The sequence below is a fragment of the Aeromicrobium sp. genome (assembly GCF_032084975.1).
Lineage (GTDB): Bacteria > Actinomycetota > Actinomycetes > Propionibacteriales > Nocardioidaceae > Aeromicrobium.
In genome coordinates, this window is record NZ_DAMDLR010000042.1 from 1 (window position 1) to 23,403 (window position 23,403).

A 23,403-nucleotide genomic window follows, 5' to 3' on the forward strand; every position below is an offset into this window, starting at 1 on the left:
CAAAAGTGGGTGGCGGCGGATGACAGGGTAGAGGCATGCGACTCCTGCTGCTGCGCCACGGCCAGACGCCGTCCAACGTGCGCGGACTCCTCGACACCGCCGCGCCCGGCGCCGAGCTCACGGCGCTGGGCCTGCGGCAGGCCGGGGCGGTTCCCGACGCGCTCGGGGCGCGACCGATCGACGCGGTGTTCGTCTCGAACCTGCGGCGCACGACCCTGACGGCCACGCCGCTGGCCGCTGCCAGGTCCCTCGAGCCCACCACGCTGGAGGGTCTGCGTGAGATCGGCGCGGGCGACCTCGAGATGGCGGGTCACCACGACGCCCACCTGACCTACCTGCACACGGCCTTCGCCTGGGCGCGGGGCCGGCTGGAGGCACGGATGCCGGGCGGCGAGGACGGACGCGAGTTCCTCGACCGCTACGACGCGGTGATCGCCGACATCGCCGCGTCGGGAGCCGACACGGTCCTGGCCGTGTCGCACGGTGCCGCCATCCGCACCTGGGCCAGCGCGAGGGTCGCAGGGATCGACGTCGACTTCGTCGAGCACTCACCGCTGGCGAACACGGGCCTGGTCGAGGTGGAGGGTGATCCGCGCAGCGGATGGAAGCTCGTGGACTGGCCCTCCGGGCCCGTGGGCGGCGCGCACCTCGACGTCCGGCAGGACGACCCGACGGGCGAGCCCGTCGACGAGGACTGACCGCGCCGTCGCTCCTCCTTGGTCGAGTCGACAGCGGCCATCGGTGGGACTAGACCTGAGGGATGGAACCAGTCACACGCGTGGGCGCCGGCATCGCGGGCCTGGCGGCCGCAGCGCTGGGCGGCGTGGCCGCGTACGACCTGACTCAGAAGAAGCACGCGATCCTGCGCAACTTCCCGGTGATCGGGCACTTCCGCTACTGGGTCGAGACGGTCGGTCCCGAGCTGCGGCAGTACATCGTCACCAGCAACGACGAGGAGCGTCCGTTCTCGCGCGACCAGCGGCGCTGGGTCTACGCCAGCTCCAAGGGCGAGAACAACTACTTCGGCTTCGGCACCGACAACGACGTCGAGCGGGTCGTCGGGTACCCGATCGTCAAGCACCGGACGTTCGCCGGCCCGGGTGCCACCACGACCCCGCACGGCAGTGAGGGGATGCCGCTGCCGTCCGCGAAGGTGCTGGGCGGGCCCCGGGACAGGCGGCATGCCTTCCGCCCCGCCTCCGTGGTCAACATCTCGGGGATGAGCTTCGGCGCGCTGTCGGCGCCGGCCATCGAGGCGCTCAACTCCGGCGCCGCGATCGCCGGGTGCATGCAGAACACGGGCGAGGGCTCGATCGCGCCCGCGCACCGGCACGGTGGCGAGCTGGTCTTCCAGATCGGTACCGCCTACTTCGGCTGCCGTGACGAGCAGGGGCGCTTCGACCTCGACCGCCTCGTCGACCTGGTGCAGTCGGCGCCGGTCCGGGCGATCGAGATCAAGCTGTCGCAGGGGGCCAAGCCCGGTCTGGGCGGCATGCTGCCGGGGGCCAAGGTCGACCACACGATCGCCGGGATCCGCGGCATCCCCGAGGGCGTCGACTGCGCGTCCCCGAGCCGCCACACGGCCTTCGACGACGCGGACTCGATGCTGGACTTCGTCGAGACGGTCGCCGATGCGACCGGCCTGCCGGTGGGCATCAAGTCCGCGGTCGGGAACATGGACTTCTGGGACGAGCTGATCGAGCTCATGCTGCCGCGGACCCGCGGTGTCGACTTCATCAACATCGACGGTGGCGAGGGCGGCACCGGCGCCGCGCCGATGATCTTCGCCGACTCGGTCGCGTACCCGTTCCGCATCGCGTTCACCGAGGTCTACAAGCGCTTCGCCGCCGCCGGTCTCACCGACGACGTGACGTTCATCGGTGCGGGGAAGCTGGGCCTGACCGAGAACGCGCTCGTGGCGTTCTCGCTCGGAGCGGACATGGTGAACGTGGGTCGCGAGGCGATGCTGTCGATCGGCTGCATCCAGGCCCAGAAGTGCCACACCGACCACTGTCCCGTGGGCGTCGCGACGCAGAACCCGCGCTACACCCGCGGCCTCGATCCCACCCTCAAGAAGCAGCGCCTGGCCAACTACGTGCTGGCGTTGCGCCGCGACCTGCTGAAGGTGTCCGAGGCCGTCGGCGTGGTGCACCCGGGCCTGATGACGGCGGACGACATCGACATCCTGGACGGCCAGCGCTCGGGGCAGTCGCTGCGCGAGCTGTACGGGTACGAGAAGGGCTGGGGCGAGCTGGGACCGCGCCTGCAGGACGAGCTGTTCGAGGTGATGGCGTCGCTGGGGGAGGACCAGCACGAGCCGGACCAATCGCTGCGCTGAGCTCGCGAGTCAGTCCTCGCCCGCGCCGACGTCGTGCGCCGGGCGTTGTCGAGGTCGCGGGCCATCAGGTCGAGCTCCTCGCGCTCGCGGGTCGTCAGCTACGGGAACGGTGCCGCGGCGCGCCGGGAGCGCAGTGCCGCGAAGATCGGGTCGGGGTCCTCGTTCATGGTCAGCACAACAACCGGGAGAGCCTTCGGTGCCGCCCTCAAGCCCTAGGGTCAGGACATGCCCCAGCACCACGCCATCGACTACATCGAGCTGCCCGTCGAGGACCTCGCGGCTGCGCGCGACTTCTACGCCGGCGCGTTCGGCTGGACCTTCAACGAGTACGGGCCGAGCTACGCCGGGATCCGCAACCACGCCGGCGACGGCGAGGTCGGCGGACTCAATGCCCTGCCGAGCGACGCCGTGCGCGGCGCGGGACCGCTGGTCCTGCTCTACTCCGACGACCTGGACGCCACGCACGACGCGGTCGTGGCCGCCGGCGGAGCGATCGTCGAGCCCCCGGCGGACTTCCCGGGCGGGCGCCGCTTCACGTTCACCGACCCGGCGGGCAACCAGCTCGGCGTCTGGGCGAGCTAGCGGTCCGCCGGCTCACACCAGCGTGAACCGGAGGCACGAGATCGGGGTCTCGTCCTCGACCGGGTTGCCCTCGGCCGCCCAGAACCGTCGGTGACCGGCGCGCCACTCGTCGAGGTCGGCGTCGCCCTCGCCCTCGGCCGCCGCGAACTCCCACGGCACCTCGATGAACGGATGGATCGTGAGGTCGGTGACCTCGACGGTCCCGATCCGGTTGCCGTCGTCGTCCAGCAGCGCGAGCCGCTCGCCGACGTGCTCGAGCTCCTCGTTCTCCTCGGCGTACTCGGTCAGCAGGCCGGCCGTCGCCCGCTTCTGCCCCGCGAGGACGAGGCCGTTGAGCCGGGTGCGCATCTCGCCCGGGAACCCCAGCTCGAGGCCGCGCAGGCCGTCGACCCGCGGCCACGTCATCGGTCGGCTCCGGCGACGGGGGAGTGGATCATCGGCGCGCGGCGCACTCGATGCAGGTCCGTGCCACGGGTCGCGCCTCGAGGCGCGCGGGCGCGATCGGTCTCTCGCAGTTCTCGCATGTCCCATATGTTCCCGCGTCGACCCGTCGCTGCGCGGCATCGATCTCGGCGAGGTGCCGTTTCGCCTGCTGCAGGATCGAGTCGACCTGCGAGCGCTCGAAGGCGATGGTCGCGCCGTCCGGATCGTGCTCGTCGTCGGCGTTCGAGTCCTTGGAGGCCTCCACGACCGCATCGAAGTCGTCCGTCAGGACGGCGATCTGCTGCACCGTGCGATCGCGTTCGGCGGCCAGGGTCTCGGTGATGCTCACGAGGGGCTCCGATCTGGGCGTCAACCGCCACTTCAGTTCACTGACGTCACCTGCGTCCCGGACGGCTTCCCATCGGCGTGTCGCGGGGGCAAGACTGCTGGACATGACCGAGCGTATCGATCTCGAACCTGTCGGAAACGCCCTGCTCACGATCGTCGCCGCGGTCGAGGACACGCACCTCGATCTCCCGACGCCGTACCGCGACCACACGGTGGGGGAGATGCTGCAGCACCTCGTGACCGTGACCCGAACGCTGCGCGACACCGCCGAGAAGGAGCGCACGCCACGGACGGAGGAGAAGGTCCATGGAGAGGACTGGCCGCCGCTGGAGGCGGGCTGGCGCGCCGCGCTCGAGGAGCAGGTTCCCATGCTGGTGCGGGCCTGGAGCGACGAGTCGGCCTGGGAGGGCACGACCCGGGGCGGTGCGCTGGACCTGCGAGGCCAGGATGCGGGGCGCATCACGTTGGACGAGCTGGTGCTCCACTCCTGGGACGTGGCTCGGGCGACCGGCCAGGACTATCCGGTGCACTCGATCGACGAGCAGATCTACGCCGAGTCCCGCGAGTTCCTGCGGGCCGTCGAGGAGGAGGAGGCGGCCGACCCCGTCGAGGTCGACGACAACGCGTCGATCTTCGACCGCATGATCGCTCTCTCGGGCCGCGACCCGAACTGGACGCGCAGCTGATCCTCTAGCTGCGCAGCACCTTCTCCATCGCCTTGCCCCTGGCCAGCTCGTCGACGAGCTTGTCGAGGTAGCGGATCCTCTGCATCAGGGGGTCCTCGACGTCCTCGACGCGGACGTGGCACACGACCCCGGTGATCATCGAGGCGTTCGGGTTGAGGCGGGCGTCCGCGAAGAAGCCCTCGAAGGTCGTCTCGGCGTCGAGATGCGCGCGCAGTGCGTCGGCGTCGAAGCCGGTGAGCCACTCGATGGCCTCGTCCAGCTCGGCCTTCGTGCGTCCCTTCCGCTCGAGCTTCGCCAGGTAGAGCGGGTAGACCGAGGCGAAGCTGGTGGTGAAGATCCGGTGCATCCGCTGATCCTAGGCGGTGGTCACGCCTCGGAGGCGGCCTCGGCGAACGCCGCCGCGAACGTCCCGAACTGCTCGAGGAACCTCGCGCGGTCGGCCGGGGGGATGGCTTCGACGGCCCGGTTCAGCAGGGCGAGGTGCCGGTCGAGGTCGCGTGCGAAGTCGGCCAGGGCCGTCTCGTTCGCCACGAAGTGCCACGCGTTCTGACCCGGTTCGCGGGACCGTTCCAGCAGGCCGGCCTTGAGCGCCGCGTTCGCCTGGCGGTTCACGGTGGACTGCTCGAGCCCCAGCTCCTCGGCGATCTCGCGCAGGGTGCGAGGACGCCCGTCGGAGAACATCCACAGCAGTCGCTGGTCGGCATGACCGCGGGGGCCGACGACGGCGCGCTGGCCGCGCTCCAGTCGTGAGATCGAGGTGAGAGCGGACCACGCCGGGTTGGCGCGGGCGGTCTCGGTGATGGAGGTCATGCTGGCTCCGGTTTCCGGGGAACGGGGATCATGTGTAGTCTACACAAGTCGTATGTGTAGGTTACACATCCAAGTGCTGACAGGACCCGCCCCTTCATGACCTCTCCCGCCGTCGTCGACGATCCCGTCGAGACCCGCTTCCCGCCGATCGCCGTGATCCTCGTGCTGTGCTTCGGCAGTCTCGCCGGCGCGCTCATGCAGTCGCTCGTGATCCCGATCCAGAGCGACCTGCCGCGCCTGCTGGGCACCGAGCCCGGCAACGCGTCCTGGGCGGTCACGGCCACCCTGCTCGCCGCCGCCGTGACGATGCCGGTCACCGGGCGCCTGGCCGACATGTACGGCAAGAAGAAGGTCATGGTCGCGTCGGCCGGCATCCTGGTCGTCGGCTCGCTGATCGCCGCGATGTCCAGCTCGCTCGCGCCGTTCCTGGTCGGCCGCGCGCTGCAGGGCATGGCCATGGGGTACATCCCCGTCGCGATCAGCATGGTGCGCGAGATCGCACCTCCCGAGAAGCGCGCCACCGCCGTCGCGGCCGTCAGTGCGACCCTCGGCGTCGGGGGTGCCCTCGGGCTCCCGCTGGCCGCCTGGATCGCGCAGGACTACTCGTGGCACGCCCTGTTCTGGTTCTCGTCCGTCCTGGCCGCGGTCATCCTCGTGGCGACGCTGGTCGTCGTGCCCGGGATCCACGACGAGCACCCCGCGCACCTCGACCTCGTCGGCGTCGTCGGCCTGGCGATCGGCCTCGTGTCGGCGCTCATCGGCGTCAGCAAGGGCAGCGAGTGGGGCTGGACGGACCCGCGCACCGAGGGCGCCATCGTCGGCGGCGTGATCGTGTTGCTGCTGTGGGGCTGGTTCGAGCTGCGCCACGACGACCCATTGGTGGACCTGCGCACCAGCACCAACCCGCCCGTGCTGTTCACCAACCTCGCCGCCGTCCTGATCGGCTTCGGCATGATGGCGCAGTCCATCGTCCTGCCGCAGCTGCTGCAGCTGCCCGAGGAGACGGGGTTCGGCCTCGGCCAGACAATCCTGCAGGCGGGCCTGTGGATGGCTCCCGGCGGACTGATGATGATGTTCTTCGCACCGGTGTCGAGCAGGCTGATCACGTCGATCGGCGCCCGTCGCACGCTGTCGATCGGCGCGACGGTGCTGGCCGTCGGCTACCTCGTCACGCTCTTCCTCATGGACGCCCCGTGGCAGCTCATGCTCGGGTCCCTGGTGGCCTGCGCCGGCGTCGGCATCGGGTACGCGGCGATGCCGACCCTGATCCTGGACAACGTTCCCGAGTCGGAGTCCGGCTCCGGTGTCGGCCTCAACGCGCTCATGCGGTCGGTCGGCACCACGGTCGCCGGCGCGGTGATGGCCGCCGTGCTGACCAGCAGGACGGTGGACTTCGCGGGCCACGCGATCCCCGACAAGGGCGCCTTCCAGCTGTGCTTCGTCATCGGTGCCGGCGCCGCGTTCGCCGGTGCGCTGGTGGCCCTGCTGGTGCCGCGCCAGGACATGTTGGCCTGAGGGCGACGACGAGGCCCCGGTTCCCGTTCACCAGGTGACGGGAGTCCGGGGCCTCGTCTCGCCATGGGTCAGGGGCCGGTGGCGCCGAGGCGCCGCTGCTCGGCCCACGCGCGGTCGCGCAGGTCGATCGCGTCGGTGCACGCCTGCAGGAACCGCTCGGTCGCGGCCCCCGGTGTCGTGTCGCCGAGGTAGTGCTCGACGAGGTCGCGGCGGGCGGCGGCGCTCGGGTCCGTCGAGAGCTGCTCGGCCACGAGGGCGGCGACGTCCGCGCCCTCCTCGATCACGGGCAGCGTGTCCATCAGGCGCGACGGTGGAACCGGCACGCGCGGACGACACACGAGAACGGGCTTGCCGCCGGGCAGCCAGTTCAGGATGACCGCCGAGACGTCGGTGACCAGCAGGTCCGCGTCGGCGAACGACTGCTCGAGCGGGACGTCCTGGCCGTCGACCCGGTCGGCGCGCGAGCGCATCGCCGCATCCGCCTCGCCGTACGCCGGGTCGATGACGCCGTTCAGCGGGTGCGGCCGGTAGACGACGCGGTAGGAGTCCGTGAGCGCGTCCATGATCGCGGCACCGTGGGTCAGCAGCGAGCCGTACGAGACCGACGGCTGGGAGGCCTCCCACGTGGGCGCGTACAGCACCGTCCGGCGGGAGGGGTCGGGCCGCGGCATCGGGGCCGGGGCGTCCAGCTGCGGCTGTCCGATCAGCACCGACCGGGAGGGCGCGTCGTAGAGCATGACGGCGGAGGCCGTGCGGTCCAGCGCTGCCTGACCGGCGAGGAAGCAGAGGTCGTAGGCCTTGACCTGGTTCGAGACCGAGACGCCTTTGTCGCTGTCGCCGTGGCCCAGGTACACGTGCACGAGCGAGGTGAACCGCAGGCACTCGAAGTTGATCGGGTCGTGGTTGACGTACAGGGCCAGCTTCACGTCGCTGACGGACAGGATCTCGTCGAGCTGGCCGTAGCGGGCCAGGGTCACGCAGTCGAGGCCGGACTCGGCGCGGACGATCGCCGCCGTGCGCGAGTCCTTGAAGACGGCCACCACGCCCCGTGCGGCGTCGAGCGCCTTCAGCGCGGCGAACCACGGGCGCAGCTGGTAGAGCGCGTCCGCTCCGTTGGGGAAGTACACCAGGACGGACTGCGTGAACGGCTTCCCGAGGCGGTCCTCGTCGGTGCGCTTGTCGGGCATGCCGACCGGCAGGAGGCGCGAGCGGCGGATGCGCCCGATCAGCCACTGGCGTAGCCGGGCGGCCGCGCCGACCCGCGACTCAGCCACGGACGAGACCCGGTCTCAGCACGTTGTCGACCATCGAGAGCGCCGACGCGATCGCCATGTGCATGTCGAGGTACTGGTAGGTGCCCAGGCGTCCGCCGAAGTGGACGCCGGTCTCGGCCTGCGTCAGCTCGCGGTACGCCATCAGCGCCGACCGGTCGGCCGCGGTGTTGACGGGGTAGTACGGCTCGTCGTCGGTGCCCGCGTTCGCGAAGCGGCTGAACTCGCGCATGATGACCGTCGCGTCGCCGGGGTAGGCGCGCTCGGGGTGGAAGTGCCGGAACTCGTGGATCCGGGTGTAGGGGACCTCGGGGTCCGCGTAGTTCATGACGGGCGTGCCCTGGAAGTCGCCGACGGGCAGCACCTCGGACTCGAAGTCGAGGGTGCGCCAGCCGAGCGGGCCGTGCGCGTGGTCGAAGTACCGGTCCAGCGGTCCGGTGTAGACGATCGGCAGCCGGCCCACGCACGACGTCTTGTTGTGCGGCTGGGCCTCGTCGAAGAAGTCGGTGTCGAGCCCGATCGTGATGTTCGGGTGGTCGGCCATGCGCTCGAGCCACGCGGTGTAGCCATCGGTCGGCAGGCCCTCGTACGTGTCGTTGAAGTAGCGGTTGTCGTACGTGTAGCGGACCGGCAGTCGCGTGATGATGTCCGCGGACAGCTCGGTCGGGTCGGTCTGCCACTGCTTGGCGGTGTACCCCTTGATGAACGCCTCGTACAGCGGACGCCCGATCAGGCTGATCGCCTTCTCCTCGAGGTTCGTCGCGGCGGCGGCGCCGCCGGACAGCGCCACGCCGGCCTGCTCGGTCACCCAGGCGCGGGCCTCGGCGGGCGTCATCGCCGAGCGCGTGAACTGGTTGATCGTGCCGAGGTTGATCGGCAGCGGGAACACCTCGCCGCGGTACGTCGAGTAGACGTGGTGGCGGTAGTCCGTGAACGTCGTGAAGCGGTTGACGTAGTCCCAGACCCGCTCGTTCGAGGTGTGGAACAGGTGCGCGCCGTACCGGTGGACCTCGATGCCCGTGCTCGGCTCGGCCTCGCTGTAGGCGTTGCCGCCCAGGTGCGACCGGCGGTCGATGACGTGCACCTTCAGGCCGGGGTCGTTGGCCAGCTGCTCGGCCACGGTCAGGCCGAAGAAGCCCGACCCGACGACGAGGACGTCAGTCATGGTGGCCACCCGTCAGCGCGGGCATGGGGGTCCAGGTGCGGTCGGCCCAGATCTTGCGGCCGTCGCGCCAACCCCTGACCAGCGACGTGAACCCGCGGAACGAGCGCTCGACGACGACGAGCCGCACGATCTCCTTCGCGAAGGTCAGGAACGTGCCGATTGCGAAGCCGACGCGGCTCAGGCGGCCGTGCTCGTCGAAGTAGCGGCCGACGTAGGCCCGGTTGCGCATCACGTGGTACTTCGCCAACGGGCTGGAGTCGTTGAGGTGGCGGATGCCGAGGCTGACCTGCTTCTGCTCGCGCTTCTTCTGCAGCACGAACTCGTCGACGTAGACGACCTCGGTCTCCAGTGAGGCGAGCCAGGCGTAGATCGCGTCGTCCCACGAGATGAAGAAGCGCGGGTCGGGCAGGCCGATGCGCCGCACGACGTCGGCGTGCACGAGCATCCCCTCGAAGGTGCCCGAGTTGGTGAGCGCGTAGCCGTCCGTGTTGAAGGTCCTGATCGAGTACGGCAGTGGCACGCCGAGGAACTGGTTGAACTTCGCCTGCCAGTAGAAGGGCGTGCCGTCGACGTCGTAGCGGCGACCGTGGATGACCTTGAACCGCTGCATCCACGGCGCGAATCGCTCGAGCGCGTCGGGCAGGATCTCGACGTCGTCGTCCATGAGCCAGACCCACTCGGCGCCCATCTCGAGGGCGACCCTGGTGCCTTCGCTGAAGCCGCCCGCGCCGCCGGTGTTGGTCTCCATGCGGTGGTTCACCAGGACGCCGGCCGGGAACCGGGACTCCCACGCGGCGACGACGTCCTGCGTGTCATCGGTGCTCGCGTTGTCGACGACGATGATGTGGTCGGGAAGGCTCGCCATCGTCGACGCGCTCTGCAGCAGCTCCGCGAGGAGGGCCGAGCGGTTGAACGTGACGATGGCGATCGCCAGGGGGCCGGTCGTCGTCGAACTCACCACGACAGGCTATCGGCCCTGATGACGGATCGGTGCATCCGACCTACGCTGAGCGAGTGAGGCTTCGCACCGGGGGACGGGCGCTCACCGTCGCCGGGATCCTGGCGGCGGCGGTCGGCGCCGCCCTCTCCGTGACCGCGCCCGCGTGGGCCGTCGGGCCGATCAATCCTGTGCTGGTCGACGCCGCCGATCCGGCCAATGCCGGCTTCCTGGTGTTCGTCGAGAACGACGCGATCCTCGAGGCTGACGAGTCCGAGGGCACGATGGCCGTCGGTGGCGACGTGACGTTCCGCCGCAACTACAACATCCTGCGAGCCGGATCGTCGTCGACGCCCCAGGGTGTCGCGCTCTACGCCGGTGGCGGTCTGGGCTTCCCGGCCGAGGGCTCCGGCGCGATCCTGCGGATCATGGGCGGGCAGGCACGCGTCATGGACGACGCCACCTACGACGCCTTCGTCGGGGGACCGGGTGCGGTCGCCGTCCCGCCCGGGCAGTCCGCCGACCACATGCCCCGGCTCGAGGTCCAGACGGCGCAGACGGTGGACGAGTTCACCCAGCCGGTGCCCGAGCTCGACTTCGCGGCGGCGTTCTCGCAGTACCGGACGCTCTCGACGCAGATGGGGGAGTGCGCCGACAACGTCACCCTCACGGCGGCCGACGGGACCGAGCTGGTGCGGCCCGTTCCGTCGGGAACGCAGGCGTACCTGTCGCTCACGGTCGGCACGACGAACGTGCTGGACGTGACGGCCGCCGAGCTCGACGGACTGACGAGCCTGACGTTCAACGACCCGCGGCCGAGCGCCGGCACCCCGTTGGTCATCAACGTGACCGGGAACTTCAACGGCAGCATGCCGAACCTCGCCGGTGTCTCGAGCGCGAACGCGCCGTACATGCTGTGGAACTTCCCCGACGCCACGAACCTGCAGATCGAGAACTCCGACTCCCTCGAGGGAACGATCTACGCGCCGCGCGCCGATCTCGACTGGTTCGCCCACGGCAACATCGAGGGCAACGTGATCGCGCGGACCTTCGACCACCTCAGCTTCGCCGGACGGACGGTCCGCGAGGTGCACGACTTCCCCTTCCGCGGCGTGATCGACTGCGAGCCGGCCACGGAGCCGACGACCGAGCCCACTTCCGAGCCGACGAGCGAGCCGACCTCCGAGCCGACGACCGAGCCCACCTCCGAGCCGACGAGCGAGCCGACCTCCGAGCCGACGACCGAGCCCACCGCCGAGCCCACGACAGTTCGGACCACCGACAGCGGCACGTCGCCGGGCGGCGACGACTGGACGTGGGACGGCGACAGCACCAGCGCGCTGCCAGCCGCGGGAGGCCCGGGTGGAGCGCTCCTGGCCGTCGGACTGCTGGTCGCCGGGATCGGCGTGGCGCTGCTGCTCGTCAGCGGTAGATCGCGCGCTCGGCGTCCGACCGCTCCACGAAGGCCGTGACCGCCTCGCGGAACGCCTCGAGAGAGCGCTGCTCAGGCGGCCCGAGCAGGTACGTCGCCAGCTTGGACCGGTACTCCGCCAGCTGGTCCGGGGAGCGGCCCGTGACGACGTCGAGGAGCTCGCCGATGCCGCTGGCCTCGGTGCCCAGCAGCGTCGCGGCGGCGCTCGAGGGGTAGGCCTCGCGGAACGCCTTGGCCGGCAGGCCCTCGTGGTTGAAGACCGCGTAGGGCTTCTCGCCGGCCAGCCAGTCCGAGAGCACGCTCGAGATGTCGCTGACGAGCGCCGTGGACTGGTTCATCCACGAGGTCAGCGATCCTCCGCGCACGACGCGGTGGTCGATCCCGGTGCGCGCCTTGGCGGCATCGAGCCTCGCGGCGATGGCGGCGTGGACGGCGCGGTACTTGGCGTCGCGCTGGCCCGTGAAGGGGTGCGGCTTGTAGACGACGCGAACCCCGCCGTCGGCCAGCAGCGCCTCGATCAGGGGCACGCCGATCGCCCGCAGGGAGGAGTACTCCTGGTGCTGGTTCACGCCCTCCCACGTCGGGGCGTAGAGGATCGTCGGCACCTCGACGTCGCCGACGCGCGGCGTGCCGTCGATCGCGTGCACCTGCGGCCGGCCGACGAAGCGGAACTGCTCCTCGGGGATGTTCATGCCCGAGCGGCGGTAGCGGTCGGCGCCGGCGTCGCCCGCGACCCAGAGCTCGTCGTACACCCGCGAGAACGGGTTGTTGGAGGCGCTCTTGTCGCTGTCGCCGTGCCCGATGAACGCGCTCATCATCGTCGGCAGGCGCAGCAGGTGGATGTTGTTGCCGGTGTTGCTGGGGTAGAGCGCCACCTTGACCATCGAGAAGTCCAGCATCAGCAGCTCGCCGGCGGCCGGCAGCGACAGCGTCGGCAGCGACGAGGACGCCATCTTCTCGAACAGGGGGTGGTCGCGCAGGACCACGAAGACGCGCTGGTCGAGGCTCTCGAGCGCCTCGATCCAGGAGTTGATCTGGTACGCCGCGGTGTCCGGACCCGACAGGTGCACGACGACCTCGGGCCGGTACTCGTCGAGGAACTTCTGGACGGCACGCAGCTGCGGGGTGAAGCCGGTGGCCCGCTTCGCGCTGCGCATGCGCCAGCTCTCGAGAAGGTCGGGGACGGTCCCGAGCAGGAGCAGGGCGAAGGCCGCGGAGCCGACGAGGGCCACGACCCACCAGGGAGCGCCGAGCAGGGCGGGCGCCAGGACGGCGACCTGGACCGCGGCGACCAGGACCGGCCGGCTCGGCGGCTCCTCGACGATCGTCGTGTCGCCGGGGATGTGGCGCGTCCGCATCGGCTTGAGGGCGCCGACGCGCCGGTACTCGGCGTGCAGCGCCCGCACGGACAGGCCCGCGATGACGACCAGTGCCACGACGATGAACGTGTAGAGGGCCGTGCGGTCGTCGAACTGCGAAGCCGCCGTCACGGCGACGATCACGCGCAGGGCGAATCGCAGCGGTGGCCCGGCGGTCGCCTGGCGCATGGCCATGGACGCCAGCGGCGAACGGCGCTCGAACCAGCTCTCGGCCGCGGCCGAGACGAGGACGGCGATGGCTGCGGCGAGGTCCTGACCCAGCGCCACCAGCAGCACCGCCAGGACGAGGGTCCCGTTGACCAGCAGCACGCCCGGCAGCTCGGGGCTCCGGACGGCTCGACGCGCGACGGAACGCAGGGAACTCGCCGGGGAAGCCATGACGGGCAATCTACCGCGTGACCAGCGGGACGCAGGTGTACGGTCGTGCCGTGCCATGGCGCCGCAGATTCCGCCTCCCGGCGTCGATCGCCCACCCGGTGCGGTTGCTGCCGTTGGCCTTCCTGTCCCTGATCCTGCTGGGCACCCTGGCGCTGCTGACGCCGTTCGCACGTGAGGGTGAGAGCGATCCGGCGTTCATGGACGCGTTCTTCACCTCGACCTCGGCCGTCACGGTCACGGGCCTGGCGACGGTCGACACCGGCACCTACTGGTCGCCCATCGGGCAGGGGATCATCCTCGTGCTGGTCGAGATCGGCGGCATCGGCATCATCGCGATGACGACGGTGCTGGGACTGTTCGTCGGCGGACGCCTGGGACTGCGAACGCGGCTGGCGGCCCAGACCGACATGCACGTGGTGAGCCTGGGCGACGTCGGCCCGCTGTTCAAGCGCGTCGCGATCACGATGGTGCTGTTCCAGGGCGTCACGGCCGTGATCCTGACGCTGCGCTACTGGACGCACTACTTCGACTCGTTCGGGTACTCGCTGTGGCACGGCGTGTTCGACGCGGTCATGGCGTTCAACAACGCCGGCTTCTCGCTGCAGTCCGACAGCCTCACGGGCTATGCGGGGGACTACGCCGTGATCCTGCCGATCTCGGTCGCGGTGTTCGCCGGCGGTGTCGGCTTCCCCGTGCTCGCCGAGCTCTACCAGAGTTGGCGACGCCCCCAGACCTGGACGATCCACACGCGACTCACGGTGTGGGGCTCGCTGCTCCTGCTGGTGATAGCGGCCGGCACGTTCGTCGCGGTCGAGTGGAACAACGCCGCGACGATCGGCGGGCTGAGCCCGGTCGACAAGCTCGTCACCGGGATCGAGGGCGGTATCATGACGCGCTCGGGCGGCCTGAACAGCTTCGACTGGGGTCAGGTCGAGCCGATCACGCTCAACATCGGCATCATCATGATGTTCATCGGCGGCGGCAGTGCGTCCACCGCAGGCGGCATCAAGGTCACGACGTTCCTGCTGCTGGCCTACGTCATCCTCGCCGAGGCGCGAGGCGAGGAGCAGGTGCGCGTCGGCGCGCGGGCGATCAGCGCACGCACGATCCGGACGGCCCTCAGCATCGCGCTCATCGCGATCGGGCTCGTGACCGGCGGAGCCATGCTGCTCATGCTGACCGCCGAGGTGGCGTTCGCGGACGCCCTGTTCGAGTCCGCGTCGGCCTTCGGCACCGTCGGGCTCACCACCGGACTGACCCCCGAGCTGCACACCCCGGGCCATCTCGTCCTGATCGGCTTGATGTTCGTCGGCCGAGTGGGCACCATTACGGCAGCCTCCGCGTTCGCGCTGCGGCGCCGACAAGCCAGGTACCACTTGCCCGAGGAGCAGCCGATCATTGGCTAACAACGACCCCACCACCGCGCCGGTCCTCGTCCTGGGGCTGGGACGCTTCGGCTTCGCCGTCGCCAAGTCACTCGTGCGCCTCGGCCATGACGTGCTGGGCGTCGACGAGGACGCGAACCTCGTGCAGCGGTACGCCAGCGAGTTCACCCACGTCGTCGCGGCCGACACCACGGACAGCGAGGCCCTGCAGCAGATCGGCGCCGAGCAGTTCGACCGCGCCGTCGTCGGCATCGGCACCGACATCGAGGCCAGCGTCCTCACGGTCCTGAGCCTCGTCGAGCTGGGCGTCACCGAGGTGTGGGCCAAGGCCATCAACGCCAAGCACGCACGCATCCTCGAGCGCGTCGGCGCGACCCACGTGGTGCGACCCGAGTCCGCCATGGGCGAGCGGGTCGCCCACATGGTGACGGGCGCGATGATCGACTACATCGAGTTCGACGACGGCTTCTCGATCGCGCGCACCCGGGCGCCGAGGCTCGCGGCGGGTCGCACGCTGCTCGAGTCGGGCCTGCGGGCCCGCTTCGGGGTGACGGTCGTGGGCGTGAAGCGTCGTGGCGAGGACTTCACCTACGCGCGGCCCGAGACCTCGATCGAGGGCTCGGACGAGCTCATCGTCTCCGGTCCCACGCGCAAGGTCGAGACGTTCTGCGCCCTCAGCAACGAGTAGGCGAGGACGCTCGGTCACCGGGAGGGAATCCTCCGCTTCGGGCCGGATAGCCTTGACCGGTGAACAACCAGACCCAGGAGGGTGCGGCACCCGAGAGTGCAGCGCACCGGTACACCAGTGCGCTCGCCGGCCGCATCGAGACGTCGTGGCAGGACCGCTGGGAGGCCGAGGGCACGTTCGAGGCCCCGAACCCCGTCGGTGACCTCGCCGGGGACGGCACGTCGCACAACGCCGGCGGCTCGAAGTACTTCCTGATGGACATGTTCCCGTACCCGTCGGGCGCGGGCCTGCACGTCGGTCACCCGCTCGGCTACATCGCCACCGACGTCGTCGGCCGGTTCCGCCGGATGCAGGGCGACAACGTCCTGCACGCGCTCGGCTACGACGCGTTCGGCCTGCCTGCCGAGATCTACGCCGTCCAGACGGGACGCCACCCGCGCGAGACGACGCTCGAGAACATCGCCAACATGCGCCGGCAGCTGCGACGGCTGGGCCTGGCGCACGACGACCGTCGCTCGTTCGCGACGATCGATCCCGAGTTCATGCGCTGGACGCAGTGGATCTTCCTGCAGATCTTCAACTCCTGGTACGACCCCGAGCAGGGGAAGGCGCGGCCGATCGCCGAGCTGATCGAGGAGCTGGGCACCGACGCCCCCGAGGTCATCGACCAGTACCGCCTCGCCTACATCAGCGAGTCGCCCGTCAACTGGTGCCCGGGCCTGGGCACCGTGTTGGCGAACGAGGAGGTCACGGCCGACGGCCGCAGCGAGCGGGGCAACTTCCCGGTCTTCAAGCGCAGCCTTCGCCAGTGGCAGATGCGGATCACGGCCTACGCCGACCGCCTGATCGACGACCTCGACCGCGTCGACTGGCCCGAGCCGGTCAAGCTCATGCAGCGCAACTGGATCGGTCGCTCGCACGGCGCGAAGGTCGCCTTCGAGTCGCCGGCGGGTCCCATCGAGGTCTTCACGACACGCCCCGACACGCTGTTCGGCGCGACCTACATGGTGCTGGCGCCCGAGCACCCGATGGTCGACCAGCTGACCACCGAGACGTGGCCCGAAGCGGTCGACGAGCACTGGACCGGCGGTGCCGAGGACCCGATCGCCGCGGTCGCGCAGTACCGCCGCACGGCCGCCGCCAAGTCCGACGTCGAGCGCCAGGAGAACAAGGAGAAGACCGGTGTCTTCACCGGCACCTTCGCGACCAACCCCGTCAACGGCGATCCCGTCCCGGTGTTCATCGCCGACTACGTCCTGATGGGCTACGGCACCGGCGCGATCATGGCGGTCCCGGCGCACGACGAGCGCGACTTCGAGTTCGCCGCCGAGCTGAGCCTGCGCGTCCTGCCCGTCGTCGAGTCGCCCGAGGACGAGATCCTGCCCTGGACCGGCGACGGCGTCGCGATCAACTCCGACAACACCGATCGCTTCGAGGACGGCATCAGCCTGGACGGCCTGCGCGTCGACGAGGCCAAGGCCGCGATCATTGCGTGGCTCGAGCAGCGCGGCGTGGGCGAGGGAACCACCACCTACCGCCTGCGCGACTGGCTGTTCAGCCGCCAGCGCTACTGGGGCGAGCCGTTCCCGATCGTGTACGACGAGGACGGCCACGCGATCGCGCTGCCCGACTCGATGCTGCCGGTCGAGCTGCCCGAGGTGCCTGACTACTCGCCCAAGACCTTCGAGCCGGACGACGCCACGAGCGAGCCCGAGCCGCCGCTGGCCCGCGTGCCCGAGTGGGTCGAGGTCGAGCTGGACCTCGGCGACGGCCCGAAGCGGTACCGCCGCGAGACCAACACGATGCCCAACTGGGCCGGCTCCAGCTGGTACGAGCTGCGCTACACGGACCCGAGCAACACCGAGGTCCTGGCCGACCCCACGAACGAGCGCTACTGGCTGGGCCCGAAGGGCGAGGGCCACACCGGCGGCGTCGACCTCTACGTCGGCGGCGTCGAGCACGCCGTCCTGCACCTGCTGTACGCGCGCTTCTGGCACAAGGTGCTGTTCGACCTGGGCCACGTCAGCAGCGAGGAGCCGTTCCAGCGACTGTTCAACCAGGGCTACATCCAGGCCTACGCCTACACCGACGAGCGGGGCACCTACGTCCAGGCCGACGAGGTCGAGGAGCGCGACGGCGCCTTCTTCCTCGGCGACCAGCCCGTCAACCGTGAGTACGGGAAGATGGGCAAGAGCCTCAAGAACGTCGTCACGCCCGACGACATGTACGACGCCTACGGTGCCGACACGTTCCGCGTGTACGAGATGAGCATGGGCCCGCTGGACGTCTCGCGTCCGTGGGAGACCCGCGCCGTCGTCGGTGCGCAGCGCTTCCTGCAGCGGGTGTGGCGCCTCGTCGTGGACGAGGAGTCGGGCCGGACGCTGGCCGACGACACCGAGCCGGACACCGCGGCGCTGCGTGCCCTGCACAAGGCGATCGCCGGCGTCACCGAGGACATGGGCGAGCTCCGGTTCAACACCGCGATCGCCAAGCTGATCGAGCTGACGAACCACCTCACGAAGGAGTCGGTGCGCTCACGCGCGGTCGTCGAGCCGCTGGTGCTGATGCTGGCGCCCGTCGCCCCGCACCTGGCCGAAGAGCTGTGGTCGCGTCTGGGCCACGAGGAGACGCTGACCTACGCCGCGTGGCCGCAGTCGGACGAGCAGTACCTCGTCGAGGACCTCGTGACCTGTGTCGTGCAGATCCAGGGCAAGGTCCGCGGCAAGCTCGAGGTGCCGGCCGACGTCTCGGACGAGGACCTGACCGCACTCGCGCTGGCCGAGCCCAACGTCGTCCGCACCCTCGACGGCCGCGAGGTCCGCAAGGTCATCGTCCGCGCCCCGAAGCTGGTCAGCATCGTCGTCTGAGGCGCGTGGTTGCTGGGGAGCGGTGACTCAGCGTCCGTTTCCTGCCGGGAACGGACGCTGACCCACCGGCCGCGACCCGCTCAGACCCGAGCGGCGTGCGTGTCCGTCCCCGGCCGGGCGTAGACGCCCCATGCGACGACCAGCATCACGGCGTACACCGCGGCGAACGCCCACAGGCCCCCGGTGATGCCCAGCTCGGCGAAGGTGCGGGGGACGAAGAAGGAGCCCAACGCTCCGACGGCGCCCGCGATGCCGATGCAGCCCGCCGCCGCCCGGTGGCCGCGCAGCCGTGCCTCGTCGTCGCGCGCCCCGATCTGGAACGCGATGGGGATCATCCGGTAGACCGAGCCGTTGCCGATCCCCGACGCCCCGAACAGCAGCAGGAACAGTCCCAGGAAGAGCGGGAAGCCGGCGTCGTGCAGCGTCAACACGAGGCCCACCACGCCGAGACCCATGGCGACGTAGGACGCCATCGTCACGCGCGTGCCCCCGAAGCGGTCGGCCAGGGCGCCGCCGAACGGCCGGGTGAGGGCTCCGGTCGCCGCTCCGAGGAAGGCGAGCGCGGCCGGTACGTCGGGGTGCATGGCCTTCATGAGCGTCGGGAACGTCAGCGAGAAGCCCAGGAACGAGCCGAACGTGCCGATGTAGAGGAACGAGATGATCCACGTGTGGGGGTTGCGCACGGCCAGGGCGTAGCTGCGCAGGTCGGACTTCGCGTGCGACAGGTTGTTCATGAGCAGCAGCGCCGCGAGCGCCGAGAGGATCGCCGCGGGGATGAAGATCAGTCCCGCACGGTCGAGCGCGATGCCGGCGCCGCTGGTGATGATGAGCGGCACCACCAGCTGCACGATCCCGGTGCCCAGGTTGCCGCCCGCCGCGTTGATGCCGAGCGCCCTGCCCTTCTCGCGCTGCGGGTAGAAGAACGAGATGTTCACCATCGACGAGGCGAAGTTGCCGCCGCCCAGCCCGGCCAGCGACGCGACCAGCAGCATGACGCCGAACGGGGTCGTCGGGTCGCTGACGGCCCACGCGAGGCCGGTCGCGGGGATCAACAGCAGCAGGGCCGAGACCACGGTCCAGTTCCTGCCCCCGAAGACGGGGACCATGAAGGTGTAGAGGATGCGCATCGCGGCGCCCGTGAGGCCGGGCAGGGCGATGAGCCAGTAGAGCTGATTCGTCGTGTACGCGAACCCGGCGTCGCCCAGGTTGGGCACCACGACGCTCCAGACGCCCAGCATCATGAAGCCGAAGAACTCGGCGAAGACCGAGACGGTCAGGTTGCGCCGGGCGATGGCGCGACCCGGCCCTTCCCACTGGGCCCGGTCCTCGGGGTCCCAGCCGTCGATCCAGCGGCCGGGTCGGTGCACGAGTGTGGTGGCGAGGTCGGTGTCGGTCGAGGCGGACATGGCGGCTCCTGACAGGGAGGGGTGCGGTCGCCCCGACCGTAGGAACGCCCCGTTTCACCCGAGCGCACCGTGCGGTAACCGAACGGGAACGAAGTGCTCACAACGGCACCGGACCGTTCGTGACAGGAGTTTCACGGAACGTTACATACAGACTTCGGGACCGAAACGTGGCGTCACGACGCTGGGAGCATGACACGCAAACGACTCATCGTGGCCGGCGCCGGCATGGTCGCGCGCCGACTGGTCGAGGCCCTCGTCGAGCGCGGTGCCACCCAGCAGTGGGACATCGACGTGTACGGCGAGGAGAGCCGCCCGCCGTACGACCGCGTCGCGCTGACGTCGTTCTTCACGGTCGCCGACCCCGACGAGCTGCTGTTGGGCGACCAGGGTCTCTGGCGCACCCCGGGCGTCCGGCTGCACCGCAACGCGCGGGTCACCGGGGTCGACCGCGAGGCACGCACCGTCACGGTCCACGGTCGTGAGGAGCGCTACGACGAGCTCGTCCTCGCGACCGGCTCGTACGCCGCCGTGCCCCCGGTCCAGGGCGCGGACCTGCCCGGTTGCTTCGTCTACCGCACGGTCGACGACGTCGCCGAGCTGCGCGCCTGGGTGCGTGACCGTGGCGAGCAGCTGGGTCACCCGGCACGCGGAGTCGTCGTGGGCGGCGGCCTGCTGGGGCTCGAGGCTGCCGGTGCGCTGCGCGAGCTCGGCGCCGACTGCACGGTCGTCGAGTTCGCCGACCGGCTCATGCCGGTGCAGCTGGACCTGGCGGGCGGTCAGGCGCTGCGTCGCCTCATCGAGGGCCTCGGGGTCGAGGTGCGGACCTCCACGGCCACGAAGTCGGTGCGAACCGGCCGGGGGACCAAGAAGGTCGGCAGGATGACGTTCGCCGACGGCGAGACGATCCCCGCGGACGTCGTCGTGTTCGCGACCGGCGTCCGGCCGCGGGACGAGCTGGCGCGCGAGGCCGGACTCGAGGTCCATCCACGTGGCGGCGTCATGGCGGACGAGTCCTGCCGCACCAGCGACCCCCACGTCTGGGCGATCGGCGAGGTCGCGTGCATCGCCGACCGCGTCTGGGGCCTGGTCGGTCCCGGCTACACGATGGCCGAGGTCGTCGCGGACCGCCTGCTGGGCGGCGCTGCCGCCTTCACCGGCGCCGACCTGTCCACCAAGCTCAAGCTGATGGGCGTCGACGTCGCCAGCTTCGGCGATGCGTTCGCCGCGCGGGGCGGCAGCCTCGAGGTCGTGTTCGCGGACCCGCTGGCCGGCGTCTACAAGAAGCTCGTCATGAGCGACGACGCCTCGACGCTCCTGGGCGGCATGCTCGTCGGCGACGCCTCGGCGTACACGAGCCTGCGGCCCATGGTCGACAGCGCGCTCGGTGCCGATCCGGCCGCGTGGCTGCTGCCCGACGGGGTCGAGCCGCCGACGACGGGCGCGCTGCCCGACGAGGCGACCGTCTGCTCGTGCAACAACGTCACGGCAGGCACGATCCGCTGCGCGATCAGCGGCGGCGAGTGCACCGACCTGGCCGGGGCGAAGGCGTGCACGAAGGCGGGCACCAGCTGCGGCTCGTGCGTGCCGCTGGTCAAGCAGATCGTCAACGCCGAGCTCGAGGCCCAGGGCGTCACGGTCAGCAACGCGCTGTGCGAGCACTTCGAGCTCAGCCGCGCCGAGCTCTACGAGGTCGTGGCGATCACCGGCATCTCCTCGTTCAGCGACCTGATCGCCCAGCACGGCCGGGGGAGCGGCTGCGACATCTGCCGTCCCGTGGCGGCGTCGATCCTCTCGTCGCTGGGTCGGGGCCACGTCATGGACCGAGAGAACGCACGGTTGCAGGACACGAACGACCACGTCATGGCCAACATGCAGAAGGACGGCACCTACTCGGTGGTCCCACGCATCCCCGGCGGCGAGGTCACGCCCGAGGGACTGATCGTGATCGGCCAGGTCGCGGCAGACTTCGGCCTCTACACGAAGATCACCGGCGGCCAGCGGATCGACCTGTTCGGCGCGCGCATCGAACAGCTGCCGGCGATCTGGAAGCGCCTCGTCGACGCCGGGTTCGAGTCCGGGCACGCCTACGGCAAGAGCCTGCGCACCGTGAAGTCGTGCGTCGGGCAGACGTGGTGCCGCTTCGGCGTGCAGGACTCGGTCGGCCTCGCGGTCGCCCTCGAGCTGCGCTACCGCGGCCTGCGCTCACCGCACAAGATCAAGTTCGGCGTCTCGGGGTGTGCCCGCGAGTGCGCCGAGGCGCGCGGCAAGGACGTCGGCGTGATCGCGACGGACCAGGGCTGGAACATGTACGTCGGCGGCAACGGCGGCTTCACCCCCCGGCACGCCCAGCTGTTCGCCGAGGATCTCACCACCGAGGAGCTCATCCGGGCGATCGACCGATTCCTGCTGTACTACGTCCGCACGGCCGACCGGCTGCAGCGGACGGCGCCGTGGATCGAGTCGATCGAGGGCGGCATGGAGCACGTGCGCCAGGTCGTGCTGGACGACTCGCTCGGGCTGGGGGAGGAGCTGGACGCCCAGATGGCCGCGCACGTCGAGAACTACTCGGACGAGTGGGCCGACACGCTCGCCGACCCCGAGAAGCTGGCGCAGTTCGGGTCCTTCGTGAACGCGCCCGACACCCCTGACCCCGACCTGGCGTACGTCGAGGAGCGCGGACAGCGTCGTCCCGCCGACCCCGTCGTGATCGCCGGCACCGAGCTGTCCGTCCGGACGAAGGAGGTCTTGGCATGACGAACGTGGCAGTGGTGCCCGAGGTGGCGTGGACGGCGGTCTGCACGGTCGACCGGCTGTGGGTCGACCGGGGCGCCGCGGCGCTCGTCGACGACGAGCAGGTGGCGATCTTCCGGATGGCCGACGACGAGATCCTGGCCGTCGGGCACCGTGACCCGTTCACGGGCGCCAACGTGATCGCGCGGGGCCTGGTCGGCTCGCGTGGCGACGTGCCGACGGTCGCCTCGCCGCTGCACAAGCAGGTGTTCGACCTGCGCACGGGGCGTTGCCTCGAGGACCCGCAGGTGACCCTCGGGCGCTGGGACGTGCGCGTCGTCGACGACGTGGTCTGGTTGCGCAGGAGCGACGCGTGACGCCTCAGGGCCCGGTCCTGGCCGGCACCCGGATCCTCGTGACGGCGCAACGCCGCGCGACCGACCTGGCCAGCGCGCTCGTCCGCCGCGGTGCCCAGGTGCACATCGCGGCGACGCTCGGGGTGGAGGCCCACATCGACGAGGAGACCCTGGTCCGCCGTACGCAGGAGCTCATCGCCGACCGCCCCGACGTCCTCGTCGTGACGACCGCGATCGGCTTCCGCAGCTGGTTGGAGACGGCCGAGTCGGTGGACCTGCTGGACGGCCTGCACGACGTGTTGGCGCAGGCGCGCATCGTCGCCCGCGGGCCCAAGGCGCGCGGCGCGATCCAGGCGGCGGGTCTGGTGGCCGACTGGGTCGCGGAGTCCGAGACCTCGCGCGAGATGGCCGAGTACCTCGTGGCCGAGGGCGTCGACGGGCTGCGGATCGCCGTGCAGCACCACGGGGCCGGGGACGACGGCCTCGAGACCGCGCTGACCGCGGCAGGCGCCACGACGGTGCCGCTCGTCGTCTACCGCTGGGGCCCACCGCCGGACCCCGAGGCCGTCGAGCAGTCCGTGCAGGACGTCGCCTCGGGCGGCTTCGACTGCGTGTTGTTCACCTCCGCACCCGCGGCCGGCGCCTGGTTGCGGGTCGTCCGCGAGCAGCGGCAGCTGCCCGTGGTGCTCGAGCTCGCCCGCGAGGGA

At 70.5% G+C, this 23,403-nt stretch carries 21 protein-coding genes; 12 read left to right on the top strand and 9 right to left on the bottom strand.

Features of this window, described 5'->3' with window-relative positions:
• The first annotated feature begins 35 nt into the window (after positions 1 to 35).
• From RT323_RS10925 to RT323_RS10935, 3 genes are all read left to right on the top strand, one after another.
• On the top strand, positions 36 to 698 hold the full coding sequence (locus tag RT323_RS10925) for a histidine phosphatase family protein (protein WP_313408195.1): 663 nt from the start codon (positions 36 to 38) through the stop codon (positions 696 to 698).
• Positions 699 to 760: 62 nt separating this feature from the next.
• On the top strand, positions 761 to 2,338 hold the full coding sequence (locus RT323_RS10930) for an FMN-binding glutamate synthase family protein (RefSeq protein ID WP_313408197.1): 1,578 nt from the start codon (positions 761 to 763) through the stop codon (positions 2,336 to 2,338).
• 225 nt (positions 2,339 to 2,563) lie between these two features.
• Positions 2,564 to 2,920, top strand: coding sequence for a VOC family protein (locus RT323_RS10935; RefSeq protein WP_313408200.1), 357 nt, complete (start codon positions 2,564 to 2,566; stop codon positions 2,918 to 2,920).
• A 12-nt stretch (positions 2,921 to 2,932) separates the two neighbouring features.
• Here RT323_RS10935 and RT323_RS10940 read toward each other — a convergent pair whose 3' ends face one another.
• Both RT323_RS10940 and RT323_RS10945 read right to left on the bottom strand, forming a co-directional pair.
• On the bottom strand, positions 2,933 to 3,325 hold the full coding sequence (locus RT323_RS10940) for an ASCH domain-containing protein (protein WP_313408203.1): 393 nt from the start codon (positions 3,323 to 3,325) through the stop codon (positions 2,933 to 2,935).
• 28 nt (positions 3,326 to 3,353) lie between these two features.
• Entirely contained in the window at positions 3,354 to 3,692 is a 339-nt protein-coding gene (locus RT323_RS10945) for a TraR/DksA C4-type zinc finger protein (RefSeq protein WP_313408206.1), read from the bottom strand.
• 103 nt (positions 3,693 to 3,795) lie between these two features.
• Here RT323_RS10945 and RT323_RS10950 point away from each other — a divergent pair, with 103 nt between their 5' ends.
• Positions 3,796 to 4,377 carry a TIGR03086 family metal-binding protein gene (locus RT323_RS10950; RefSeq protein ID WP_313408208.1) on the top strand — a complete coding sequence of 194 codons (582 nt, stop codon included), beginning with the start codon at positions 3,796 to 3,798 and terminating at the stop codon, positions 4,375 to 4,377.
• Between the two features lie 4 nt (positions 4,378 to 4,381).
• Here the strand turns inward: RT323_RS10950 and RT323_RS10955 are convergent, their stop codons facing one another.
• Positions 4,382 to 4,723 carry a DUF2200 domain-containing protein gene (locus RT323_RS10955; RefSeq protein WP_313408210.1) on the bottom strand — a complete coding sequence of 114 codons (342 nt, stop codon included), beginning with the start codon at positions 4,721 to 4,723 and terminating at the stop codon, positions 4,382 to 4,384.
• 20 nt (positions 4,724 to 4,743) lie between these two features.
• Complete coding sequence (locus RT323_RS10960; protein WP_313408213.1) at positions 4,744 to 5,187, bottom strand: MarR family transcriptional regulator; 444 nt, start codon at positions 5,185 to 5,187, stop codon at positions 4,744 to 4,746.
• 96 nt (positions 5,188 to 5,283) lie between these two features.
• Here RT323_RS10960 and RT323_RS10965 point away from each other — a divergent pair, with 96 nt between their 5' ends.
• Positions 5,284 to 6,702, top strand: a complete 1,419-nt coding sequence (locus tag RT323_RS10965; RefSeq protein ID WP_313408214.1) for an MFS transporter — start codon at positions 5,284 to 5,286, stop codon at positions 6,700 to 6,702.
• A gap of 68 nt (positions 6,703 to 6,770) precedes the next feature.
• Here the strand turns inward: RT323_RS10965 and RT323_RS10970 are convergent, their stop codons facing one another.
• From RT323_RS10970 to RT323_RS10980, 3 genes are read right to left on the bottom strand one after another with little or no spacing between them, the layout of a single operon-like run.
• Positions 6,771 to 7,976: a CDP-glycerol glycerophosphotransferase family protein gene (locus RT323_RS10970; protein WP_313408217.1), complete on the bottom strand. Its 1,206-nt coding sequence runs from the start codon at positions 7,974 to 7,976 to the stop codon at positions 6,771 to 6,773.
• The gene (gene glf / locus RT323_RS10975; protein ID WP_313408220.1) at positions 7,969 to 9,138 is read right to left on the bottom strand and encodes a UDP-galactopyranose mutase; all 1,170 of its coding nucleotides are present in this window, start codon (positions 9,136 to 9,138) and stop codon (positions 7,969 to 7,971) included. Before glf ends, RT323_RS10970 begins: the two co-directional genes overlap by 8 nt.
• Positions 9,131 to 10,096 carry a glycosyltransferase gene (locus tag RT323_RS10980; RefSeq protein WP_313408223.1) on the bottom strand — a complete coding sequence of 322 codons (966 nt, stop codon included), beginning with the start codon at positions 10,094 to 10,096 and terminating at the stop codon, positions 9,131 to 9,133. Before RT323_RS10980 ends, glf begins: the two co-directional genes overlap by 8 nt.
• 56 nt (positions 10,097 to 10,152) lie before the next feature.
• Between RT323_RS10980 and RT323_RS10985 the strand changes: the two genes are divergently transcribed.
• On the top strand, positions 10,153 to 11,547 hold the full coding sequence (locus RT323_RS10985) for a collagen-binding domain-containing protein (protein WP_313408225.1): 1,395 nt from the start codon (positions 10,153 to 10,155) through the stop codon (positions 11,545 to 11,547).
• Here RT323_RS10985 and RT323_RS10990 read toward each other — a convergent pair.
• Positions 11,498 to 13,264, bottom strand: a complete 1,767-nt coding sequence (locus RT323_RS10990; protein ID WP_313408228.1) for a CDP-glycerol glycerophosphotransferase family protein — start codon at positions 13,262 to 13,264, stop codon at positions 11,498 to 11,500. The genes RT323_RS10985 and RT323_RS10990 overlap by 50 nt on opposite strands.
• A gap of 50 nt (positions 13,265 to 13,314) precedes the next feature.
• On the opposite strand from RT323_RS10990, the gene RT323_RS10995 reads away from it, so the two are divergent.
• From RT323_RS10995 to leuS, 3 genes are read left to right on the top strand one after another with little or no spacing between them, the layout of a single operon-like run.
• Positions 13,315 to 14,670, top strand: a complete 1,356-nt coding sequence (locus tag RT323_RS10995; RefSeq protein WP_313408230.1) for a potassium transporter TrkG — start codon at positions 13,315 to 13,317, stop codon at positions 14,668 to 14,670.
• Positions 14,663 to 15,337: a TrkA family potassium uptake protein gene (locus RT323_RS11000; protein WP_313408232.1), complete on the top strand. Its 675-nt coding sequence runs from the start codon at positions 14,663 to 14,665 to the stop codon at positions 15,335 to 15,337. Before RT323_RS10995 ends, RT323_RS11000 begins: the two co-directional genes overlap by 8 nt.
• 59 nt (positions 15,338 to 15,396) lie before the next feature.
• Complete coding sequence (leuS, locus tag RT323_RS11005; protein WP_313408235.1) at positions 15,397 to 18,204, top strand: leucine--tRNA ligase; 2,808 nt, start codon at positions 15,397 to 15,399, stop codon at positions 18,202 to 18,204.
• Positions 18,205 to 18,284: 80 nt separating this feature from the next.
• Here the strand turns inward: leuS and RT323_RS11010 are convergent, their stop codons facing one another.
• Complete coding sequence (locus RT323_RS11010; RefSeq protein WP_313408237.1) at positions 18,285 to 19,610, bottom strand: MFS transporter; 1,326 nt, start codon at positions 19,608 to 19,610, stop codon at positions 18,285 to 18,287.
• A 189-nt stretch (positions 19,611 to 19,799) separates the two neighbouring features.
• Here RT323_RS11010 and nirB point away from each other — a divergent pair, with 189 nt between their 5' ends.
• The 3 genes from nirB to RT323_RS11025 all read left to right on the top strand — a co-directional run.
• Positions 19,800 to 22,364 carry a nitrite reductase large subunit NirB gene (gene nirB, locus RT323_RS11015; RefSeq protein WP_313408239.1) on the top strand — a complete coding sequence of 855 codons (2,565 nt, stop codon included), beginning with the start codon at positions 19,800 to 19,802 and terminating at the stop codon, positions 22,362 to 22,364.
• Positions 22,361 to 22,717, top strand: coding sequence for a nitrite reductase small subunit NirD (gene nirD / locus RT323_RS11020; RefSeq protein ID WP_313408241.1), 357 nt, complete (start codon positions 22,361 to 22,363; stop codon positions 22,715 to 22,717). Before nirB ends, nirD begins: the two co-directional genes overlap by 4 nt.
• A partial coding sequence (locus RT323_RS11025; protein WP_313408244.1) for a uroporphyrinogen-III synthase occupies positions 22,714 to 23,403 on the top strand: 690 nt, incomplete at its 3' end. The genes nirD and RT323_RS11025, both read left to right, overlap by 4 nt.